The 21755-nt window shown below is 47.6% G+C and carries 14 protein-coding genes; 3 read left to right on the forward strand and 11 right to left on the reverse strand.

The annotated features are described in order from the left end of the window. Positions 1–46: 46 nt before the first annotated feature. From ACR6HW_RS02355 to carA, 4 genes are all read right to left on the reverse strand, one after another. The gene (locus ACR6HW_RS02355) at positions 47–1300 is read right to left on the reverse strand and encodes a glyceraldehyde 3-phosphate dehydrogenase NAD-binding domain-containing protein (RefSeq protein WP_455729567.1); all 1254 of its coding nucleotides are present in this window, start codon (positions 1298–1300) and stop codon (positions 47–49) included. Positions 1301–1343: 43 nt separating this feature from the next. Continuing rightward, the gene (locus ACR6HW_RS02360) at positions 1344–5390 is read right to left on the reverse strand and encodes a PEP/pyruvate-binding domain-containing protein (protein WP_455729568.1); all 4047 of its coding nucleotides are present in this window, start codon (positions 5388–5390) and stop codon (positions 1344–1346) included. A 98-nt stretch (positions 5391–5488) separates the two neighbouring features. Continuing rightward, entirely contained in the window at positions 5489–8620 is a 3132-nt protein-coding gene (gene carB / locus ACR6HW_RS02365) for a carbamoyl-phosphate synthase large subunit (protein ID WP_455729569.1), read from the reverse strand. Next, positions 8611–9675 (reverse strand): glutamine-hydrolyzing carbamoyl-phosphate synthase small subunit, encoded by a 1065-nt coding sequence (carA, locus tag ACR6HW_RS02370; RefSeq protein ID WP_455729570.1) that lies wholly within the window; start codon positions 9673–9675, stop codon positions 8611–8613. The genes carB and carA overlap by 10 nt, the downstream gene beginning before the upstream one ends. A 383-nt stretch (positions 9676–10058) precedes the next feature. On the opposite strand from carA, the gene ACR6HW_RS02375 reads away from it, so the two are divergent. From ACR6HW_RS02375 to ACR6HW_RS02385, 3 genes are all read left to right on the forward strand, one after another. Next, complete coding sequence (locus ACR6HW_RS02375) at positions 10059–11474, forward strand: ISNCY family transposase (RefSeq protein WP_455730850.1); 1416 nt, start codon at positions 10059–10061, stop codon at positions 11472–11474. A 148-nt stretch (positions 11475–11622) separates the two neighbouring features. Beyond that, the gene (locus tag ACR6HW_RS02380; protein ID WP_455729571.1) at positions 11623–13230 is read left to right on the forward strand and encodes an amidohydrolase; all 1608 of its coding nucleotides are present in this window, start codon (positions 11623–11625) and stop codon (positions 13228–13230) included. A 15-nt stretch (positions 13231–13245) separates the two neighbouring features. Further along, positions 13246–14337, forward strand: coding sequence for a DEAD/DEAH box helicase (locus ACR6HW_RS02385; protein ID WP_455729572.1), 1092 nt, complete (start codon positions 13246–13248; stop codon positions 14335–14337). Positions 14338–14412: 75 nt separating this feature from the next. Here ACR6HW_RS02385 and ACR6HW_RS02390 read toward each other — a convergent pair whose 3' ends face one another. The 7 genes from ACR6HW_RS02390 to ACR6HW_RS02420 all read right to left on the reverse strand — a co-directional run bounded on the left by ACR6HW_RS02390 (position 14413) and on the right by ACR6HW_RS02420 (position 21741). Next, complete coding sequence (locus tag ACR6HW_RS02390) at positions 14413–15279, reverse strand: cell division protein FtsX (protein ID WP_455729573.1); 867 nt, start codon at positions 15277–15279, stop codon at positions 14413–14415. Next, on the reverse strand, positions 15276–15935 hold the full coding sequence (locus ACR6HW_RS02395) for a cell division ATP-binding protein FtsE (RefSeq protein ID WP_455729574.1): 660 nt from the start codon (positions 15933–15935) through the stop codon (positions 15276–15278). The genes ACR6HW_RS02390 and ACR6HW_RS02395 overlap by 4 nt, the downstream gene beginning before the upstream one ends. Before the next feature lie 9 nt (positions 15936–15944). Next, a complete protein-coding gene (locus ACR6HW_RS02400; protein WP_455729575.1) occupies positions 15945–16991 on the reverse strand; it encodes a hypothetical protein in 1047 nt (348 codons plus the stop codon). Positions 16992–17118: 127 nt separating this feature from the next. Continuing rightward, positions 17119–17334 carry a hypothetical protein gene (locus ACR6HW_RS02405; RefSeq protein ID WP_455729576.1) on the reverse strand — a complete coding sequence of 72 codons (216 nt, stop codon included), beginning with the start codon at positions 17332–17334 and terminating at the stop codon, positions 17119–17121. Positions 17335–17351: 17 nt separating this feature from the next. Next, positions 17352–18905, reverse strand: a complete 1554-nt coding sequence (locus tag ACR6HW_RS02410; protein ID WP_455729577.1) for an oligopeptide/dipeptide ABC transporter ATP-binding protein — start codon at positions 18903–18905, stop codon at positions 17352–17354. Next, positions 18898–19890 (reverse strand): ABC transporter ATP-binding protein, encoded by a 993-nt coding sequence (locus ACR6HW_RS02415; protein ID WP_455729578.1) that lies wholly within the window; start codon positions 19888–19890, stop codon positions 18898–18900. The genes ACR6HW_RS02410 and ACR6HW_RS02415 overlap by 8 nt, the downstream gene beginning before the upstream one ends. A gap of 12 nt (positions 19891–19902) precedes the next feature. After that, a complete protein-coding gene (locus ACR6HW_RS02420) occupies positions 19903–21741 on the reverse strand; it encodes an ABC transporter permease subunit (RefSeq protein WP_455729579.1) in 1839 nt (612 codons plus the stop codon). Positions 21742–21755: the final 14 nt, after the last annotated feature.

Genomic DNA, 21755 nt, shown 5'->3' on the forward strand with positions numbered 1-21755 from the left:
GTATCCTTGTCAATTCATTTTGAGAGATGTATCGTTTATTTAACGATTATACTAAATTTTTGTCCAAATATTTCGTTAACTTCCCGAGGCAATTGACGTAGCTACCGAACTCGTTGTCGTACCAACCGAAAATTTTCGCATGGGTCACCGGTAGATTGGCGTCGTGTGTCACCTCGATACCCAACCGCTGAAGTACGTTTGCATCGACAGGTAAAAAGCCGGTACGCGTGTGGTTCTCACGTCCTTCAATAACCACAGCCGCTTGTTTGCCCATGAGGTCAGAAGATACATTTTGGTTGTCGCTAAACACGAGAAGGCCCTTTTGTTCACCTTCAGATGCCTTGCGGTAGAGGTCGTTGATAAACGCCTTGCCGATAATCGGTTCACCGCTCTCATTGAGCGTCGTGTGGAAAGTCAAGTTAAGCGATATTAAAGAAACCGTATTGGTCGGTACGCGAATAGAGTCCGCCATAAAGCCAATGTCCTTAATTTGCGGCATAACCTTTTCCAGGGCAATGGCGGCACCTGTACTCGTCGGAATAATGTTGTTAAAGAGGGAACGGCCTTTTCTAAGGTCGCCTGAGCCCGATTTAGGCGCACCGTCTAAAATACTTTGATTGTTGGTCGCCGCGTGAACTGTGGTCATAGAAGCGGTAACGATTCGCGAAGTCTCCTCAGTTTCGAGAAGCGGCTTCATCATATGTGCAAGCCCTGTTGTCGTACAGCTCGCCGCCGAGAGGATGTGGTGCTTCTCAGGGTCGTAAGTATTGTGGTTGATGCCATACACGAACAAACCGCTGTCCTCAGGCATCTTCTGAGAAGAATCTTTGATTTTAAAAGGCGCGCTTAAAATAACTTTTTCCGCACCGGCTTCTAGGTGACCTCTTAAACTCCCCTTAGGATGATCGGCAGGCACTGTCGGGTCTAAGAACACCCCGGTACAATCGACGACGATGCGCACGCCTTCACGATGCCACTCAATGTCTTTTGGATTTCGCGCCTTAGTCAACAGCTTAATCGGCATGCCGTCGATTTCAAAGATAGCCGCTTCTGCGTCGATTACTTTGGCGTCGATGTCTTTACCGGAAACGCCGTATAAAAAGCGTTCGAGCGCACCGTAAGTGGTGTCTGTGGTCAAGTAGTGCAGACAATCTTCCAGCGACTTGCCAATAGAACGTCCTGCATTAATGACGATGCCGTCGAAATGCTTTAAGCTCAAGTGGTTCCAAAGCGTTAACTTTCCAATACGACCAATGCCGTTAATCCCCAACAACCGTTTGTTTTTTAAGTTCGTGTTCATTTTGATCTCCTTTATCCCCTTTTTTACTATGAGTTCAACCACTTTATGTGGCAACTGTTTCAATGCTGTGATGTCCCATGTAGACATTGCCCAAATGGCCGTCCATAGCCACTGCGTCTCCTGTCCTCAGTACGTGGTTTGCTGCGGAGACCGTTTTGGTCACCTCGTCAATTTGCAGCCCCTTTGTCTCTACAATACACGATTTCCCCAATCCCGCCGCCGTCACTGCCGCATGTGATGTAATGCCGCCTTTGGTGGTTATCAAGCCTTCTGACTCAAAAATCAGCGGAATGTCGTCGGGGACTGTGGCCGTTCTAAAGAGAATGACATTGGCCTCAGGGGTTTTCGACTTAATCGCTTGGATATCTGCTGCGTCAAACGCCACAAATCCGTTAATGAGGCCGTTCCCTGCACCGATGCCCTTACCGAGCTTGGTGAGTTTGTCGTCGGCGACGCCAAAGCGCTTACCGACGTGCTTGCTTTTGATTTTTTGGTTGCGCGTCTGTAAAATATACAAATCGTCGCCGTCATCCGACGTAAAGGTAAACTCAATTTCTTGGTGAACATAGCCCTCTTCGTGGATGAGTTTTTGTGCATATTGTTTCAGTTTCGCATAGAGTGCCGGAAAAGCCTCCTCCATAGAAGAGCCGCTGGCACGTCCTTGACTCTTTGAGACGGGACGGGTATTAACCAGACCGGAGACGACGTCTTCCCCTTGACTTTGGAGTACGTAGTCGCCAAACAACTCGATGTCGGACAAGTCGTCCATCGGGTTGTTCGTAAAGACGACACCGGTGCCCGACGAGGCGTTCTGATTGCCCAGCACCATCTTTTGAACGAGCACCGCGGTGCCCCACTCTTCTGCAATTTCCATATACTTGCGGTAGGTTTTAGCGCTTTCAGAAAACCACGACTCTATAACCGATTTAATAATGATCTCCAGTTGAGCCACGGGATCGGATTCAAAATACACCCCGTGAGTTTTTAAAGCCGATTTATAGGCCCCTGCAATTTCAGCCATTTGTGCCCCTGTAAAATCCGATTTGTAGCGGACGTTAAAGCGCGCCTTAAAGGCCTCCATCATTTGATCAAAGACGTCGCGGTGCATGCCAAACGCCATACCGTAGCTTTGCAGCAAACGTCTGTAACAGTCGTAGGCCATCCACTTGTTTTGCGTTTTCTCGCCGAACTTCTCAGCAATGGCATCGTTCATGCCCACGTTTAAAAACGTCATCATGGCACCGGGCAGTGAAATCGAAGACCCGGAGCGCACCGATAACAGGAGCGGGTTTTCTGTATCGCCGTACCGTTTGCCAGTGGCCGCTTCCAGCTTTTGCATTTCCACCGCAATGCGCGCCTTCAACTCATTTCGAATATGCGGATGCTCCCAAATACAGCGCCTGTGCCTAAACACTTCTGTCGTGAGCACGAATCCTTCGGGAACGTTAAGCTGCATCGCCTTTAATCGCTTTAGGAAAAATGCCTTGGCGCCGATAAAAACCGTATTGTCCACGGCGGTGTTGGCCTCTGTCAAAGATGTAATCGTCTGATCGGCGCTGTATGTCATCATATTCTGTAAACACGCCCGTGAATAAAGCGCCGCCATTTCATGCAATGTGCTTAGAATCTTCGAGACATACTGATCCAAATCCTGTATAAAAAACGCGGTGTACAAGTGGTCTCTTAAAAAACCTTCGGTGACTTTTTGCTTCTCTGTATCGGTGTCATAGCCCATCTGAGGCAGTATCAACTTCAGTGGTCGCTCGTAAACATCGATAAAATACTCTTGTATAATCTGCTTAATGTCTCGACTGATGAACTCAAAGATGTTCATAAATTGATCGAGACTGAAACTCTTCGACGTCAAACTGAACTTGAGCATGGACATGCGTGAGTTAAATCCCTCGTTGTTGATCCCGTCCAGTGCCAAGCCCTCTTTAAAATAGGTCAACACATCGTATACGCGGTCCAGTGTCTTTCCGGTGACAAAATCGAGATTTTGTGCTTCGACCCAAGCGCGCATCATTTTGGAGGCGTAGACTTCCAGACGGTAAATCATCCCCAAAGCCTCAAACTTTGGCTCCACGTATTGACCGTACATCGACGGTATCCCCACTGCCAGATGACGTTTGTAATAGATGTTTTCAAACCCTTCTGTCTTTTCGCTGTCTACGACGATAACTTTAAGGCGCTGCATCCATTCAAACAGCTTGTCTAATGCCGCTCGATAATTTTCTGATGCCACGGCATCTACAAACGTTTTTATCTCACCTTCTGTAAAGAGCGGATTGCCTCTGAGTAAGTTCACCACGTGCTCCGAGGCCATAGCATACTTCTCTCTGAGCAAGTCATGTACTTTAAACAACAGCAAAACGCGTTTTTTAATGACCGCCTCTGCATCGATGCGGGCAAGGCAGGCTTCGATATCTGTTTGCGACTGGTAAAACAGCTCGGCAAATGGGGTCTCCATTTCCGTCACAAGCGCTTGCACGCACTGTCGACTCGCCGACGACCACTGGGTATCCGATGCCAGCCACTGTGCGACATCGGCCGGTATTTTATCTTCCAGTACCGCATGGTCTCCACTGTACCAAAAAGTTAGGACGGCTTCTGTAAGCGCGATATGCGTGTTGTTGCTCTCAGTATGAATTTGTTTGCGCAGAAAGTGTATTAAACGGTCTTGACGCATGCTGAGTTCGTCGACAGCTGTTGAAACATCGCGCAGCTCGCCCTCGGCGCCGATGTCTCTAAAGTAAACGGGGAACAACTTCGCCAGCTGTTTAATTTCCCGATACACCGGTACGATGTCGCTGTTGAGCAGTTGAGTGACGTCGCGTTGAAACAAGTCGGTATCGGCGATGAATACGCCGCCGAGTTTCAGATTGACGATAAGTGCCGCTACGAGATTTCTCGAAACCGACGGGTTGTAACCGATGAGCTCCAACCAAGTTCTAATGTTTTTAATATGGTTGGGATTGACCTCAATTTGCCAGTTTTCATTTAGTGTCGGTGCACCCGGCTGATGGAATCCCGATTCTATCAGCTTAAAGACAAAATAACGCAGATTGTTTTCGTTGCCCGTGTGAATAATTTCTTTCCCTAGGGTCAACATACAGTCCAGTACCGTGGAAGGGTTGCGCTCTTCCAGCGCAGTGAATTCCTGCATCATTGCATCGATAAATGCCTGAGTATCCGACTCTGAAATCTCTTTAAAAACGTGCCGCATGTTCCTATTGATATCGTAGAGCAAGTGATTGCTCAAATGTGCCATATACCCGGTATGCAACAGCAAACTTAGATAATAAATCGTTTCCAGCGGCGACTCAAACGCCTCAGTAAACGATCTGAAATAATTGGCGATGTCGTTGTAACTCATAAGTTCTTCGACGTCGCGCCACGAACTGCTCGATTCTATAGCCGCCTTCAAGCGCCGATAAAAGTGCACCGAACCGTCTTCCAATTGCGCTTCTGTAATGACGTTGAGTACCTCGCGTTTCTCTTTGTACCAAGTCATTAAGTCGAGATGTTCTGCCCACGCGTCAACACAGGCAGAGAGCACAGACTTTGTCAACTGTATTACACGGCTTTCAAACCCTTCTACATAAGCGGCCTTTGCCAAATAGGTTTTAAAATACCGAGAATTTTTAATGTAAAGTGCCGGATAAAGCGTCCAGTAGTACTCCAAAAGCTCTAACGAGCGGTCGATAACTGAAATCGGGAAGGTTTCGAGTTTGACGAGACGATCGATAAACTTGACCAAACACATCAACCACTTGTCCCGATAACCTTCTTCCGCTGCCAACTCTGTAAAGAGGTCTACAACGACTATAAGCGCACGTTCAGCATCTTCAAGGCCGTTGTAGAACCACAAGTCCGATAAGCAGATGGTATGGAGCATGTCCAGGACATCGCTCGTGTTCCGCATTGCGTGGTTCAACTCTCTTAAAAATGCATCGGTGCGCTTATGAATACCCCATTTTTCTTTTGAAAGTTCTAAAAACCACTGCTGTTCCTCCGGAATAACAATGGTTTTTACTTTTGTCTGTTCTAAGTTGGCTTCTAACGCCTTCGATTTAAAACTTCCACCCATGACAGCCTCCTCAAAGCGGGATAATTTTCTTCCCTGCCTTGAGTATAACATAAACTTTCTAGAATAAAAGGGTTAAATTTGTGAAGATTTATTAAGAACTACAGCTGGACATCTTGCAAACACAGCGGGCTTATTTTAGCCCTATCATCAGTGAGCTTAAGTGCACGCGCATAGAGGTCGGCTGTCTCCAGTGCTGTAAAAATCGGCTTTTTCATAAGCGTCATTTTTTGTCTGATTTGGAAGCCTATTTTTTGAGCATCGTGTCCCTTTGTCGGCATATTCAGCGCCACGTCTATACCGGCAATCATCTCCGCTGTAAACAGCGTCGAAGCCACACCATGAGCTTTTAAGTACGCATGTGTCTGCAGTGTCGCTACGAAATCAAATCCCAGTGCCTCAAAGGTCGATATGACCTTTAGCGCTTCTGGTGTTTTGCTGTGGCTGTTGAGGGCAACCAGCAAGCGTCCGCCGCGTTTCATTGGGTACCCTGCGCCTAAAAAACCCTTGTAAACAGCGGTATCCAAATCCCTATCCAGTCCAAGTGCCTCGCCTGTGGACTTCATTTCAGGGCTCAGGAAGCTGTCGCCACCGACCAACTTTTCGTTTGAAAAGACGGGGACTTTTACCGCCACAAGTGCTTTATCCGGCAATACCCCAACGCCGTACGGCAAATCTGCCAATTTTTTGCCGAGAATGGTGCTCACTGCAATGTCCACCATAGGCGTTCGAGTCACTTTACTGATAATCGGCACTGTACGCGATGCCCTCGGGTTGACTTCTATCACATACAGAGCACCGTCTTTTAAAACGTACTGTATATTAATAAGACCCAAAGTGTTAACCCCTACGGCGATGGTCTTTGTCATCTCGTAGAGCGCCTTTTTAACCGCTGCACTTAGAGTGCGTGTCGGGTAGACGCAGACGCTGTCACCAGAGTGGACGCCGGCCTTCTCTACATGCTCCATAATCCCGGGAATTAACACATCTTCGCCGTCGCAAATGGCGTCTACTTCAATCTCAGTTCCCTCGATATAGGCGTCAATTAAAACGTCTCCTTCAAAAGCGGTTGCCTCAAAATACTGCTTCAGTGCCGGCGCCCCATCGACGACTTTCATCGACTGGCCGCCGATAACGTAACTCGGACGCACCACCACGGGGTAGCCTATGGTCTCAGCTGCTTCAAGTGCCGCTTCAAGGGTCCGAACCGCCGTGCCTTCAGGTGCTTTTATGCCCTTTTCTTCTAAAAAGACCCTAAAGCGTTCTCGGTTTTCAGTTAAATCGATGGCATCTTGTTGGGTGCCTAGGATTTTGTAGCCGGCTTTTTCAATGCTGTTCGCCAAGTTAATCGCGGTTTGCCCACCGAACTGAACAAAGACCCCTTCCGGTTTTTCCAGTTCGAGTACCGCCTCGACGTATTTGGGATCCAGTGCCTCAAAGTAGAGTTTGTCGGCACTGTCGAAGTCCGTACTGACCGTTTCAGGGTTGTTGTTGATCATTAGGGCTTCAATCCCTTCTTTTTTTAGCGCTTTTAGCGCGTGAACACACGAGTAGTCAAACTCTATGCCCTGACCGATTCGAATAGGTCCCGAGCCGATGACCACTATTTTTTTCCGCTCTGAAACAACCGATTCGTTTTCTTCCCCTAGACTCGAATAATAGTAAGGCGTCTGTGCTTCGTACTCGCCACTGCACGTATCGACCATTTTGTAGACGCGTTTTTCCTTCGGTATCGCTTGTACACCGCCGGTGAGCTCGTTAATATCTCTTTCGGTAAAGCCCATCTTTAGAGCTGTTTCTATGCTTGTTCCCCGCTTCAACTGCTCTTCTACAGACAGCCATTCTTCAAAGCGCTTTAAAAACCACCTGTCGATTTGCGTCATCTCGTAGAGGCGTTCAATCCCCCACGACCGCCTCAGCCCTTCAATGACCGCAAAGAGCCTATCGTCGTCGCAGCTTCTAATTTTGCAGTCGAGGGCGTCGTCTGAAAGACATTCTAGCTGGGGCGCACGTAAGCTGTAGAGCGCCGTTTCTGTCGACAGCAAGGCTTTCATAAAGGCGTGGAGGAAATTCCGGTCGATGGCCATCACTTCCCCAGTGGCTTTCATCTGAGTGGTCAATTGACGACTAGAGGTCTTAAACTTCTCAAAGGGAAACTTGGGGTATTTCACAACGACGTAGTCTAGTGCAGGCTCTGAACACGCGCTGGACTCTCGAGTCACGTAATTTTTAAGCTCGTGAAGACGGTAACCCAAGGCGATTTTAGACGCGATTTTTGCAATGGGGTACCCGGCTGCTTTTGAAGCCAGTGCACTGGAACGGCTCACCCTCGGGTTGACTTCTATGACGATGTAGTCTTTGTGATTCGGGTGAAGGCCGAACTGAATGTTACACCCGCCCTCAATGCCTAGCGCGTCGATAATTTTAAGCGAGGCATCCCTTAGGAGCTGATAGGCGTGGTCCGGTAGTGTCTGAGAAGGTGCGACTACCACGGAATCCCCCGTGTGGACACCCACGGGATCGATGTTCTCCATATTGCATACAATCATGCTGTTGCCGTCAGCATCGCGCATAACTTCGTATTCAATTTCCTTCCACCCTGCGATGCTCTGCTCAATCAAAATTTGTCCAATTGGGCTGCTGTCGATTCCCGACTTGCAAATGCGCACGTAGTCGGCGTCGTTTTCAGCGATGCCACCCCCTGTGCCCCCAAGCGTGTACGCCGGCCGTATAATGAGCGGGAGGCCGACAGCGGCTTTAAACTGTTCACAGGCTTCGAAAGTCGACGCAATCAGACTTTTGGGAATCGGTTCTTCGATACGATGCATCAACGCTCTAAACGCCTCTCGGTCTTCAGCGTTTTTAATGGTAGCGGCCTTCATGCCGAGGAGTTGCGTTCCCAAACGTTCCAAATGCCCCTCAGCCTCAAGTGACATGGCCAGGTTGAGCGCCGTTTGTCCCCCGAAGCCGGCCAAAATACCGCAGGGCTTTTCACGCTCTATAATTTTCACGAGGCTTTCTACTGTAAGCGGTTCAATGTAGACGCGGTCTGCGGTCTCCTCGTCCGTCATAATCGTCGCCGGGTTGCTGTTGACGAGAACGGTCTCAATCCCCTCTTCCCTAATAGCAGCGCATGCTTGAGTACCCGAGTAGTCAAACTCCGCCGCCTGCCCGATAACAATAGGACCAGAACCGATAATCAATACTTTTTTTATAGAAGTGTCTAATGGCATGAAGCGCCTCCTTTTTCACACAATTGTATAAAGTCGTCAAACAGTTGCTTTGAGTCATTGGGCCCCGGTGCCCCCTCTGGATGGTATTGAACAGAGAAGAGCGGCTTTTCTTTGTGGCGAATGCCTTCCACCGTACCGTCGTTTAAGTTGACATGAGTCACCTCGAGAAGTGTTTTCAGTGTTTCTGGGATGCGTACCGCGTACCCGTGGTTCTGGCTCGTTATTACAGTACGTTTGCGTCTGAGGTCTAAGACGCCGTGGTTGGCGCCGCGATGCCCGAAGTGGAGTTTATACGTCTCAGCACCTAGTGCAGATGCCAGCAGCTGATGTCCCATGCAAATCCCGAAAATCGGGTACCGTTCACTCAGTCTTTGAATCGTCTCCACTGCTTCTTCGGCACAGGCGGGATCCCCAGGACCGTTACTTAAAAAGATGCCGTCCGGTTCAAGGGCAACAATTTCGTCATACGTCATGTCGTAAGGACAGACATAAACATCGCAGCCGCGATCCGTTAAAGCGTTTAGTAAGTTCGACTTGATGCCGAAATCCATAACAGCCACTCGAGCACCGGCACCTTCAATACGGTACAATTGCTTCGTTCCGGCACTCTTCATCGCCAATCTGTTGCCAAGAGGCTTCTCAAAATAGGCCGCTACTTCAGAAAGCGTCAACGTCTCTGTTGTCAAGAGGCATTTCATAGCGCCATTCTTTCGAATATGTCGTGCCATTTGCCTAGTGTCTACACCGTCGATGGCCACGACGCCATGTCGCTTTAAGTAGTCCGTGAACGCCGGTTCGTGTGCGCCGCATCCCACGATGAGCCCAGCACCTTTTACGCTTTCCGACTGCGCCACTGCAGGTTCGACACCGTAATTGCCAATGAGTGGGTATGTCAACAGCACCACTTGACCGGTATAAGAGGGATCTGTAAGTATTTCTTCATAACCTGTCATGGAGGTGTTAAACACCAACTCACCTAATCGCGTCCCATTACTGCCGATTGCGCTGCCAGTAAATACGCTGCCATCTTCCAAATACAAAAATCCCTTCATCATGTCGCCTCCGCATTAATAATCGTTTTTGTGTATAAAAAAAACCTCTTGTCGAGAGACAAAAGGTTTTGCGCGCATTAAAACATCGACGTGCTACTTGTAAACACGTCTCTGGTAGAACTTCTACCGACCTTTTTAGTATCTCGTACTATTTTAAAGGAAACTATTTACTTATCAGTTGATGCATAATCATACATCTCGCCTAGTATACAACAGAACGACGCAACATGCAAGTCTTTTTTGGATTTAAGAAAAGTTCTATGATTCACATGTGATAATGTCTTAAGTAATCAAACGTGATTTTGTCCCAAAAGATATAATGCTATAATAATACCTCAATGAATGAAAGCATCGAGGTAAATTAAATGACAAAGGTAGAATTACGTATGAATGAAAATCTAAAATATGAAATCATTAAAAAGCTCGTCGATACGAATGGCAATAAAAAAACAGCTTCACTTAAGCTAGGCTGTAGTATTAGAACGGTTAATCGATTAATCCAGGGCTATCGGTCAGAAGGGAAAGACTTCTTTGTCCATGGAAACCGTGGAAAGAAACCCGTTCACGCCCTGTCTAGCGAAACTAAAACGTTGATTTTAGGACTTTACAGGACCAAGTATCCCGATGCGAATTTCGCTCATTTTACTGAAATCCTAGCAGAGCAAGAACACCTTTTTCTTTCTCCAACTACTGTAAAAAATATCCTTATGGAACAAGATGTTTTATCTCCCAAGGCTCACAGGTCAACAAAGAAAGCCCTTCGTAAAAAATTAGAAGCCCAAAAGAAAAAGACTACTTCTAAAAGGGACATGGCGATTATTCAGCACAAGATTGTTGAACTCGATGAAAGCCACCCTAGAAGACCTAGATCCGCCTACTTTGGGGAAATGCTTCAGATGGACGCTTCAGTCCACATCTGGTTTGGTGGCGTCAAAACCCACTTACACGCTGCTATAGACGATGCCACAGGGCGAATCGTGGGGGCTTACTTCGACCACCAAGAAACACTTAAAGGCTATTACAATGTCTTTCATCAAATTTTAACAACCTATGGTATTCCACACATGTTTTACACGGACAGAAGAACTGTTTTTGAATACAAACAAAAAAAGGCCCCCTCACTTGAAAAGGACACCTTCACTCAGTTTTCTTACGCTTGCCATCAACTGGGGGTAGATATAAAAGTAACAAGCGTTCCACAGGCCAAAGGACGCGTAGAACGCTTATTCCAAACACTACAATCACGACTGCCGATCGACTTAAGAAACGCAGGCGTATCAAGCGTAGAGCATGCCAACGAATTTCTGAACTCCTACATAAAGAAATTCAATGACAAGTTTGCTCTGCCTTTTGATAATAACAAATCTGTGTTTGAAACGCAACCGTCTGATGAAAAAATCAATCTAACGCTTGCGGTAATTGCTGAGCGCAAAATTGATACAGGCCATTGCATTAAATTTGAAAATCAATATTTTAAACTCATGGACGACAGAGGCCTCCCTATTTATTACCACAAAGGCACTCCGGCTGTCATTATTAAGGCTTTTAACGGCTGTTTGATGGCCTCTGTAAACGAGAACGTTTATGAACTCGAACTTATCCCTTCTCATCTAAGGAAATCTAAGAACTTTGATTTTCAGGACGAATTCGAGGCTCTGCCTAAAAAACGCAATATCCCTTCCATGATACATCCATGGCGGAAGAGCGCCATCAAGAAATTTATCAAAACACACTATGCTCAACACAATTATACTTTTGAGGACATCATTAACACTCAAGAAAACTTTTTCTCCGCTAATTAACAAAGCACCAGCTTTTTACTGGTGCTCATGTTTCATTTATTTTGGGACATTTTCAAAAGTGATTGACAGTCTTTTTTGGATTTAAGAAAAGTTCACATAGTCAAGCTGTCGATTTTATGATACGCTTAGATAAAAACGGAGGTTCGATATGAAAACGCTCTATTACAACGGGGAAATCTATCTCGATCACCGCAATTTTACCGATTTTCTACTCGTGGAAAACGGACAAATACAGGATCCCGACGGTCAGTGCGCCGAGTACTGGCTATCTCTTTGCGACAACGCCGTCGATTTAAAAGGCCGCACAGTTGTTCCCGGATTCAACGACGCACATTTGCACCTCGCTTCAGTGGGTGAGCTAATGGAAGCATTAACACTCAATGACGCCGATTCTATAGAAACCGTTGTCGCCCTCGGTCGCAAGTACCTTACAGAACATCCGACCTCGACGCTAATCGGCAGGGGCTGGAACGAGGACCTCTTTACGTCCGGCGACCTCAGACCGCTGACGCGTTGGGACCTCGACCGCATCAGCTTAGACGTTCCCATCGTCTTTACCCGCGTATGCGGCCATGTGGCCGTCTGCAACACTGCGGCACTTGTAGAGCTGGGGATTGACGCACACACACGCGTCGAGGAAGGCGAGATTCTCAAGACGCCTACAGGCGAGCTCAACGGCAGATTTACAGAAAACGCCCTCACGCTGTTCAAACCTTTTTTTGAGAACAAGACTGTAGCGGATCGAAAGCGTGCCCTGTTAAAAGCCATGGCTTACGCCAATGAAAACGGCATAACAGCGGTTCAATCAAACGATATCATGGCACCTGAACACACCGTTTACTTCGATATACTGAAAGCCCTTAAAGCTGAAAAGAGACTTACACTGCGCTACACACATCAGTTTAATTTTCAGCAATTAAGCGACTTTGAGCACTATTTGCGCACCGAGCAAAGCAGCACTTCTTACGACGAACGCTGGCTTTCAAAGGGGGCATTGAAACTCTACAAAGACGGCTCTCTCGGCGGACGCACCGCCTTGCTGCGTGCCCCCTATGCCGACGCTCCGGAAACCCGTGGTGTCGATGCGTTGGAAGACGCGCGCTTTGAACGCCTTTGCCGTTTGGCGCACGAAAACGGCATCCAAATAATCACCCATGCCATTGGTGACGGCGCCGTGGAGAAATGCATCGATGTCTACGCCAAACTCAACGGTGGCACAAAGAACCCTTTGCGCCATGGTATCGTGCACTGTCAGATTACCGATGACGCTTTGCTCAAGCGCATTCACACGCACCATATCACGGTGTTCTTTCAGCCTATTTTTATCGACTACGACCACCGCATCGTCTCAAAACGCGTGGGCGAAGCCCTAGCTTCTACCTCTTATGCCTGTGGGCATATGGCGCGCAACGGTACAGCCATCGCCTTTTCCACCGATGCACCGGTAGAAGATCTGAATCCGTTTAGGAATCTCTACTGTGCTGTTACACGCAAGGGCCTTAAACCGACAGATTGTACGGTCTATCGACCTGAAGAATGTCTCTCCGTGTCAGAGGCTGTAGATGCCTACACCCTTGGCAGCGCTGTCGTCGACGGCAAAGACACTTGGCTCGGAAGACTTTACCCAGGCTACGCCGCCGACTTTGCGGTGTTGAGTCACCCCATTTTTACCGCATCCCCTGAAGTGCTAAAAACCACGCAAGCACTTTTAACTGTTGTAGACGGCCGTGAAGTCTATCGGTCCGACACGTGGTAACAATAAGGAGAACCTATGAAATTTCAAGATTTAGGCGTCACAGACGCACTTGCAGGACACCTTCAAAACAACGGTGTCAAGCACCCAACACCCATCCAATTCAATTGTTATGCCCCTATTGTAAAGGGCGAGGACATTCTCGTCACAGCGCCGACGGGCTCCGGAAAGACACTGGCGTTTCTCTTGCCGCTGCTCAAGCGTATCGATGCCGATGTCCACGCACTGCAAGTGCTCATCGTCTGCCCCACTAGAGAGTTGGTAAGACAGGTAAACGACGTGGCCAAAACCTACAGCACAGTGGCATGTGCAGCCCTCTACGGCGGCACAGATACCCAGCGGCAGTTTAAAAAAATGGCGTCCGGCGCACAACTTGTCGTCGCAACCCCCGGACGCCTACTGGATTATTTGAAACAAACACCTACGGCACTGGACCGCCTTCGCGCCTTGGTGCTCGATGAGGCAGACGAAATGTTGTTGCTCGGCTTTAGAAATGAAATGGCGGCACTTTTGGACCGCGTGCCAAGCAGCACTCAAAAATTGTTTTTTTCTGCTACTGCCGACGCCAAAGTCAAAAAGCTCGCCTATCGATACGCCGACGCGTTAAACGTCGTTGCACACACAGAAGACGCACAGCCTAAAATCGACCACCAGTTCGTCCAGTGTAGCGACCGCTGGAAAAAAGAAGCGCTCTATGAGACACTAAAGGCGCAGCACCCGTTTCTCAGCATTATCTTTTGCCGAACGATTCGACGTGCAGAAGCGCTCTATGACGATATGCGTTCAATGGGATACGAAGTCTTGTGTCTGCATGGTGATCTCTCTCAAAACCACCGCCAGAGAACGCTGGAAGCTTTTAAATCGCTCAAATACCCTTACCTCGTCGCTACCGATTTAACCGGTAGAGGGATTGACATCGACGGATTGACACACATCTACAATTACGACTTTCCGGACACTGCTGAAAAGTATACCCACCGCACCGGACGCACTGGTAGAATGGGCAAATCCGGCATCGCCGTAAGCTTTGTCACGCCGAAGGATATGCCGTGTTACGACGTGGTCTCAAAGGAAGTCGACGGCGTGATGACGCAGTACACGCGCCCATAACAAGAACTTAAATCCCTAAAAATCCTGCTAAAAGAAGCGCTCTGCTTACTTTTGCAGGATTTTTTTTATGGCGACTTACAGCTGCTTCGACGTCTTGGCGTAGGCGCCGTATGTGACAGATGCCGCAAATACGGCCACAAAGAGGTATAACAGCGCATACGGCACCCCCATTTGTACGGTTGCCCCTTCAAATACACCCAAGAAAGGCACCTGTATACCGCGCTTCAATAAACCGTGGAGCAAAAGCGCCAATACAAAACTCACCGCTACAAGCATTTCACTTTGAATAACATAGGGTGCCGCGATAAAGCTGTCAGAGGCGCCGAGCCACTTAAGGGTCTCAATCTCTTTTAGATGTGTTACCACCAATTCCCTTACCAGATAAAAAACGATGACAAACGTCGCCGTGAACAAAACGATGAGGACGGCGATAAGAACGGTTAAAAGCGTCTTAATACCGTCGCCGAGGACAGTGAGTACCTCTTTGTTGTCTTGTACATAGGTGACGTGTTCAAGTGCCTCTACAGTTTGTGCCACTTCCCGATGCGCTTCTAGTTGAAGTTCTACCCTGAAATAGGGTTCAAACGGGTTGTCATCGTACAGCTCTAAAATAGAAGCCTGTTCCCCAAGAGCTTGTGCCATCTCACTATAGGCGGTATCGGCATCCACCAAATCGACACTTCTCACACCGTCTACAGCCGACAGTGCCTCTGTTAACGCCTTAAGCGAATGGGGGTTGAGGTCCGATGTAAAAAACACACTGATTTCCGCCGCCCCTTTTAAGCGCTCAGTCTGCGGTACAAGTTGCACCGCCGTTTCAAGTGCCGTCACACTAATGGTAAACATAAGCGTCAACGCTAAAATACTAAGCAGATAGCTGCGACTTCTCTTTCTGCTACTCGCTATTAGCGATTGTCTCAAATACGTGCTGCGATTTCTCATAGTTCTTCTAACCGCCCCTCTCTCATGTGCAGGTGTCGGCCTTGCGGCAATTGTTTCAACAAATGGGTAGTATGTGTCGTAATCACGACGGTTTGGTCAGGTGACTTTAAAGAAGTCATCAACTTCAGCACTCCTACGGCGTTGGTTTCATCGAGGTTGCCCGTCGGTTCATCGGCTATAATCAGCCTCGGCGAACGCATCAAGGCACGTGCAATGGCAACCCGTTGTTTTTCACCATAAGAAAGCGTATCCATTGTAGAATGCCGCTTATCGGTTAAGCCGACAGCTTCTAAAAGGCGCGTCAACGCCAATATATCTTCAGACGTCATTCGACGTGCGACTTCGACTGACAGCGCGATGTTCTCTTCAACTGTGAGCGCCTCTAGTAACCGGAAGTCTTGAAAAACAATTCCGATCCTTTGACGGTAGCGCTCAACCTCGCGGGCAGACAGTTGTTTAAGCGGACAGCCCTCTACCGAGAGTTCACCTGTATCTTGGACAATACGGCGTTCTAGTAACTTGAGCACAGTTGTTTTGCCACTGCCGCTGGCACCTGTGAGGTACACGATTTCCCCGCTGTTCACTTTCAAATCAATCGCCTCTATACCACCGGTTCCGTTTGGATACCGATAGCTGACGCTTTCAAATTTTATCATTGGGCACTCCTAAAACAGTTTGATTTTAATTTTCAGTTCAATTTGACCGTCGCGATGCGCCAATGCCTGTATTTCACTTTGCCCAAGCATCTCATCGAGATCAAATCGAATTTGCACTTCCTTGAGCAGGTGGTCACAAGTGACTTTCGAAAGCAAGCGCTCTTTGTAATACCCATGTGTCGCTTCAAAGACGATAACCCGCGGCGCTTCCAGAACAAACCGCCCTTCAAGTGCCGTTTCATAGCCTTCAAAAACGACCTGAACGGCGTCCTCTTGAAAGTCGAAACGCACATCTGAGACGCGCGACTGACCGGCGAGCGCTTCGTTAAAACGCGCCTCAATCAAAGTGGCAAACAGGGTGCCGCCTTCAATGTTCAAATCGAAAATCGATTCCGGCAGCACTTGATTTTCAATTAGCAAATTAAAGCTCGCCACTTTCTCTTTAAAAAGTGGCGGGATACTCTGCCACGACGCCCATAACGCTTCAATATAAGCGGTGGTCTCCGGCATGTCTTTGTAGCGGTAGACAAGTGCATCTAGCGCCGCTTTTCGTTCAGTCAATCGACGCGCTTCAACGACATGTTGTACCTTTAGGGCTTCAAGTGTCGATGCCGTCGATTTTAGAGCGGCTGTTGACGCTTCCAAAGCCATCTGTGTCTCTTGTATTTCATTAAAAAGTGTCTCAACAGCTTTTGCCATCACACTGTGATAATTGAGACGCTTTATAAAATCCGATAGATTTTCTGCTGTATAAATGGCTTCCACCACCGTATAGGGGCCCTGCTTTTGTCTACGGTTGAGTAAGAGCGCATACGCTTCAAGTGCTTCCTCGCGCTCACTCTTATACTTCTCAATTTGAGAAGTGACCTCAAGCAGTTCGTTTTCTGTGCGCTCGACGCGCTGAGAAATTGATTCTATCTCGGACTTCAACAGCGCCGTTTCTTGTTCTAGCACGAACCATTCGTCTAAAGCCTCAGCTTCACGATCGGTTACTGCCCAGTCAATTGGTGCAAAAGCCCATATCAAGAACAAAAAACACAATAGATGCTTTTTCATAGATTCCCCGCCTCATAAGTTTATAAGAGTATTATAACACATCTCTCAACTCGCTGCTCTTTGCAATTAAATAGCGGCACAAGCCCGGTGAGAACCGAACCTATGCCGCTTAGACACAGACTGCTATTTAGTAAAAGCCTCTGAATATCAGATACATAATCCCGCAAAGGACAAGAAGTACTGGGCCAAAGACCATCAGTGCCGAGATGACGATTGCCAAAATGTCTTCCTTTGTATACTTAAACACTTCGTCATGAGAGACTTTCCCATCATCCCACTCCGTTTCTGTTTTCTCTTTTTGAAAGTCGAGCATACGCTGAACTTTCTTCTTATAGGTCAACATGGCAACCTCCCTTATCTCTACTGATTCAACTTATGGTGACAAGCGACGTAATGGCCTTCTGTCACTTCCTCTAGAAGTGGCAACACCTTCTTACAGATGTCCGTTGCATAACGACAGCGCGTATGGAACTTACACCCTTTCGGCGGCTTTATCGGACTCGGGATATCCCCTTCGAGGACATACGTCTCTTTCTTCTCCTCTGTATCTGTCGTCGGAATCGCTAAAAGAAGCGCCTCTGTGTACGGATGCATCGGTTTGTCGTAAAGCGCTTTTGTCGGCGCGAGTTCGACGATGTTTCCAAGGTACATAACGCCTACCCGGTCGCTGATGTACTTGATAACACTCAAGTCATGCGAAATAAACAAGTACGTTAAGTTCTCTTGCTCCTTTAAGTCTAAAAGCAAGTTGATGACCTGAGACTGTATCGAAACGTCAAGAGCCGATACCGCCTCGTCACAGACAATGAACTTCGGTTTTAACGCAACTGAACGCGCTATACCGATACGCTGTCTCTGACCACCTGAAAACTGATGCGGGTATCTGTGCACAAAGTATTTGGCAAGGCCGCACTTCTCCATAGTCTCAAGAACATAATCCTGTCTGTTGGCATCGCGCTTTTTAAACATCTTGTGCGCGTACAGCCCCTCTGAAATAATCTGACCCACTGTCATTCTCGGGTTCAGCGATGAATACGGATCCTGGAAAATCAACTGAAGGTCTTTTCTAATGAGTTTCATTTCATCAACCGTTAGCTTCGCAAGGTCTACCCCTTTGTCGCGGTATGACTCGAGCTTTTCAAACTCCGGATGCGATGCATAAGGCTTGAGCATCTGCTGAATTTGACCTTCAATGGTCTTCAGCTGATCTTCATACGTCTTTAACGTCTTCTGGTTCGCTTCTATAGTATTCTTCAAGCCAACAACTGTACCTTCGATGTCTGCCGCACTGACGCCTTTTGCTTTCAGCACCGATCTCTTCGCCTCAATTCGAGCCGTCTCCGCCTGTATTTTGTTTCGGACTTTACGGGCTTGAATCGCCGTTTCATTTTCTTTTAAGAAGATTTCTGACACAGGGCCAAGGTCGTCGGCGAGCATAAATGCGCCAATCAGCTGTACCATGTTCATGTAGAGCGTCTTCGCCTTTTTCTCAGCCTCTCTCAGCTCTTCAAGCGCCTTGTACTGCTCTTCTTCTTCTTTTGCCGCCTCGTACTCGGCGCGCGCCTTAGTCTCTTTTTCTCTTGCATCTTCTAAATCTTTGCGCAGCCCTTTCAGGTTTTTAAGCGTCTTTGACACATACGCCGGCGCTATCTCGTCAAGACCTCTCCCATAGTAAATGGTGCGGCCATCAGTTTGCGTATAAATCTGGAGCAATGTACGGCCAAGTGTCGACTTCCCACACCCGGACTCACCTACCAACCCCAGCGTCTCCCCTTCGTAAATGTCCAGCGTCACATCGTCATTGGCGCGAACATACAGCTGCTCCGCTCTCATGGAGCTCTTTTTAATCGGGAAATACTGCTTGAGATTCTCTACTCGGATTAAGACCTTTTTTCCGTTTTTCATTTTAGCCATTAGATCTCACTCCTTTCACAGGATAGAAACAGCGAATTTCATGTCCTGGTTCCACTTCTTTAAATGCCGGTTCTTCGTGTTCACATTTGTCTGTCGCGTACTTACAGCGCGGCGCAAACTTACAGCCCTTCGGCAAGTCGAGAGGATGCGGCACCGAGCCGGGAATCGCCTCAAGTCTAGCGTCTGCAGGGGTGTCCAGTCTCGGAATTGAAACCATAAGGCCCTCTGTGTAAGGGTGTGAGTACTGACTGATATTTCCAAAGATTTCACGAGCAGTGGCCTTCTCAACCACTTGCCCACAGTACATAACTGCAACGTCATCGGCCATTTCGTTAATAACGCCGAGGTCGTGGGTGATAAACAGAATCGAGGTGCCAATGGTCGTCTTGAGTTCATTCATCAGTTTTAGAATCTGTGCCTGAATCGTAACGTCCAGCGCCGTTGTCGGCTCGTCGGCAATGAGGAGCTTCGGACGACACGCCAGTGCCATGGCAATCATCACACGTTGTCTCATCCCACCTGAAAGTTGATGCGGGTACTGTTTGGCAACCGCTTCAGGGTTTGGAATCTTAACTAGGGCCAACATCTCAACCACTTTTTCTCGCGCCTGTTTTTTCTTCATCTTCTGGTGAATGATAAACGGCTCTGAAAGCTGTCTTTCAATAGTGAATACCGGATTTAGAGACGTCATCGGCTCCTGGAAAATAACCGAGATGTCGTTCCCTCTGATCTTTGTCATATCTTTAATTGAAACGTCTGCAAGGTTCATGCCGTTAAAGTGGATTTCGCCTTTGGCGATGCGGCCGTTTCCGTCGAGCAACTTGAGTACACTCATTGCAGAAACACTCTTGCCGCTACCGCTCTCGCCGACGATGCCCAACGTCTTACCCGATTCTACCGAGTACGTTACGCCGTTTACCGCTTTAACCGTCCCTTTTTTCGTCTCAAAATATGTGTGTAGATTTTTAATTTCTAGTAATGCCATAGTCATATCCCCCTATCGTTCTTGAGATTTTGGGTCGATTGCATCACGTAAACTCTCACCGATTAGGTTGATACAGATGACGCAAATTGAAAGTGCAATGGAAGCAAATACCCATCTCCACCAGTAATTTTGAATGACGATACTGTTTCTCGCGCCATTGAGCATATTGCCCCACGTCGGTTGCGGTGCCTGTACACCGAATCCGAGGAACGAAAGGCTCGACTCTGTGAGCATACTGGAACTAAATGATAGAGTTGCTGAAACGATAATAATTGAAATTACATTTGGAATAATGTGTCTGAATACAATGTTAAACTGATTGATACCGATGACTTTTGCCGCTGTAACGTACTCTTGTTCACGAACAGAGAGCACCTGTGCACGAATCAATCGTTGGAGACCCGGCCACGTTAAGAGACCGAGGATAATCATAATCATAAAAATCTTTTGGTTACTGTCCATCCTATTGCCGATAAGTGCTGATAAAATCATGGCAAATGGTAAGAACGGTAACGACGCCACCATCTCTGAAATACGCTGGAAGAAAATATCGATTCTCCCGCCGAAGAAACCTGAGATACCGCCGATAATAATGGCAATCAACGTCGAGATAACAACTGCGACACCACCGATGGTCATGGTCATGCGGCCACCGTTTAAGAGTCTCGTGAAGATGTCTCTACCGAGTTCGTCGGTACCACACAGATAGCCTTTAAGGCCCCATGTCTCAAGGGCGCCGTTTGCATCAACTGCGTAGTTTTGATAAAAACCGACGAAGTAACTCTGAACAGTGCCTTCGTTGACACTTGAAGGAATCGATGCCTGTTTGAAGTTGTCGGCACCCCAAGCAGCTAATTTGCCGTTTTCAAGGAGCACCACGTAGTGGTTTCTGCCGCCTTCAATGTCCACGGGTTTACTTTCAAACTCAGGAATCTTTGCTTCACCTTGTGATTCTGTAGAGTTACCCCAGACAAACACTTCACCGTTTTCATTTACCGCTGCCAGCGTCGCTGATGTTCCCGAGATGTCTACGACTTTACCCATTTCTGGAATTCGTCCAAAAGTCCCATCTATTTGAGACCCTAAAAACACGACTTCTCGGTCGTAAGTGAGACCGATAAAACTCTCACCAGACATGGCCACTTTGTCGATTTGACCTTGGTATTGGTGAAATTCGTAGTAATCGTTTGTTCTGGAGTTACCGAAGAAGAATGTTTTGCCGTCTTCTGTTAAGACCACTGAACTTTGGTAACCTGCGTAAACGTCTTTGATGTTGTTGAGCTGTGCAACCTCTGGCGGAATGCCCGATTGTTTTTGTCTGTCATTTCCCCAAGTAAAGAGTTTGCCTTCCGCATTTATAGCAAGCACGTGGTCGTGACCAACGGCAATCTTCTCTACTTTTCCCATATCCTTTGGTACATCTTTAATATCGATGGTATTGGTGATTTTGCTTTTACCCCAAACGAAGATTTCACCGTCGTTTGAAAGCCCTACTGAAAACGTCGGGCCTATGCCGATTTGCTTGATGTTGCCATCGAGCTCTTTAGGCACTTTCATCATATCAAATCCCGGCGGCACGTTTATTTGGCTGGACTCAGAGTACGCCAAATCAATTGGAACAACTTTAGGACCGATGACTACGGTTAAAAACACCAGTAAAAAGATACCGAGCGCCGTCATACCGACGCGGTTTGCCGCAAACGTTTTAATTACAGTAGTTAACGGACTCTGGATTTGTTCTTCTTCGTATATGGACAACGCCTTTTTCGACTTAAACAACCGTGCTATTAAAGGGCGTCGCGTATGGGCGTTATCATTCTTTTGATCTACTTTTTTTGATTTGTTGCTCATTCGTTTTTCCCCCT

It is taken from the genome of Fusibacter sp. JL298sf-3 (genome assembly GCF_053842995.1).

What these genes read in the sequence shown, in the direction of transcription:
- ACR6HW_RS02385 (WP_455729572.1), top strand. Translation starts at nt 13,246, where the DNA reads ATGAAATTTCAAGATTTAGGCGTCACAGACGCACTTGCAGGACACCTT.
- ACR6HW_RS02395 (WP_455729574.1), bottom strand. Translation starts at nt 15,935, where the DNA reads ATGATAAAATTTGAAAGCGTCAGCTATCGGTATCCAAACGGAACCGGT.
- ACR6HW_RS02355 (WP_455729567.1), bottom strand. Translation starts at nt 1,300, where the DNA reads ATGAACACGAACTTAAAAAACAAACGGTTGTTGGGGATTAACGGCATT.
- ACR6HW_RS02375 (WP_455730850.1), top strand. Translation starts at nt 10,059, where the DNA reads ATGAATGAAAATCTAAAATATGAAATCATTAAAAAGCTCGTCGATACG.
- ACR6HW_RS02410 (WP_455729577.1), bottom strand. Translation starts at nt 18,905, where the DNA reads ATGGCTAAAATGAAAAACGGAAAAAAGGTCTTAATCCGAGTAGAGAAT.
- ACR6HW_RS02415 (WP_455729578.1), bottom strand. Translation starts at nt 19,890, where the DNA reads ATGGCATTACTAGAAATTAAAAATCTACACACATATTTTGAGACGAAA.
- ACR6HW_RS02390 (WP_455729573.1), bottom strand. Translation starts at nt 15,279, where the DNA reads ATGAGAAATCGCAGCACGTATTTGAGACAATCGCTAATAGCGAGTAGC.
- ACR6HW_RS02405 (WP_455729576.1), bottom strand. Translation starts at nt 17,334, where the DNA reads ATGTTGACCTATAAGAAGAAAGTTCAGCGTATGCTCGACTTTCAAAAA.
- ACR6HW_RS02360 (WP_455729568.1), bottom strand. Translation starts at nt 5,390, where the DNA reads ATGGGTGGAAGTTTTAAATCGAAGGCGTTAGAAGCCAACTTAGAACAG.
- ACR6HW_RS02420 (WP_455729579.1), bottom strand. Translation starts at nt 21,741, where the DNA reads ATGAGCAACAAATCAAAAAAAGTAGATCAAAAGAATGATAACGCCCAT.
- carA (WP_455729570.1), bottom strand. Translation starts at nt 9,675, where the DNA reads ATGATGAAGGGATTTTTGTATTTGGAAGATGGCAGCGTATTTACTGGC.
- ACR6HW_RS02400 (WP_455729575.1), bottom strand. Translation starts at nt 16,991, where the DNA reads ATGAAAAAGCATCTATTGTGTTTTTTGTTCTTGATATGGGCTTTTGCA.
- carB (WP_455729569.1), bottom strand. Translation starts at nt 8,620, where the DNA reads ATGCCATTAGACACTTCTATAAAAAAAGTATTGATTATCGGTTCTGGT.
- ACR6HW_RS02380 (WP_455729571.1), top strand. Translation starts at nt 11,623, where the DNA reads ATGAAAACGCTCTATTACAACGGGGAAATCTATCTCGATCACCGCAAT.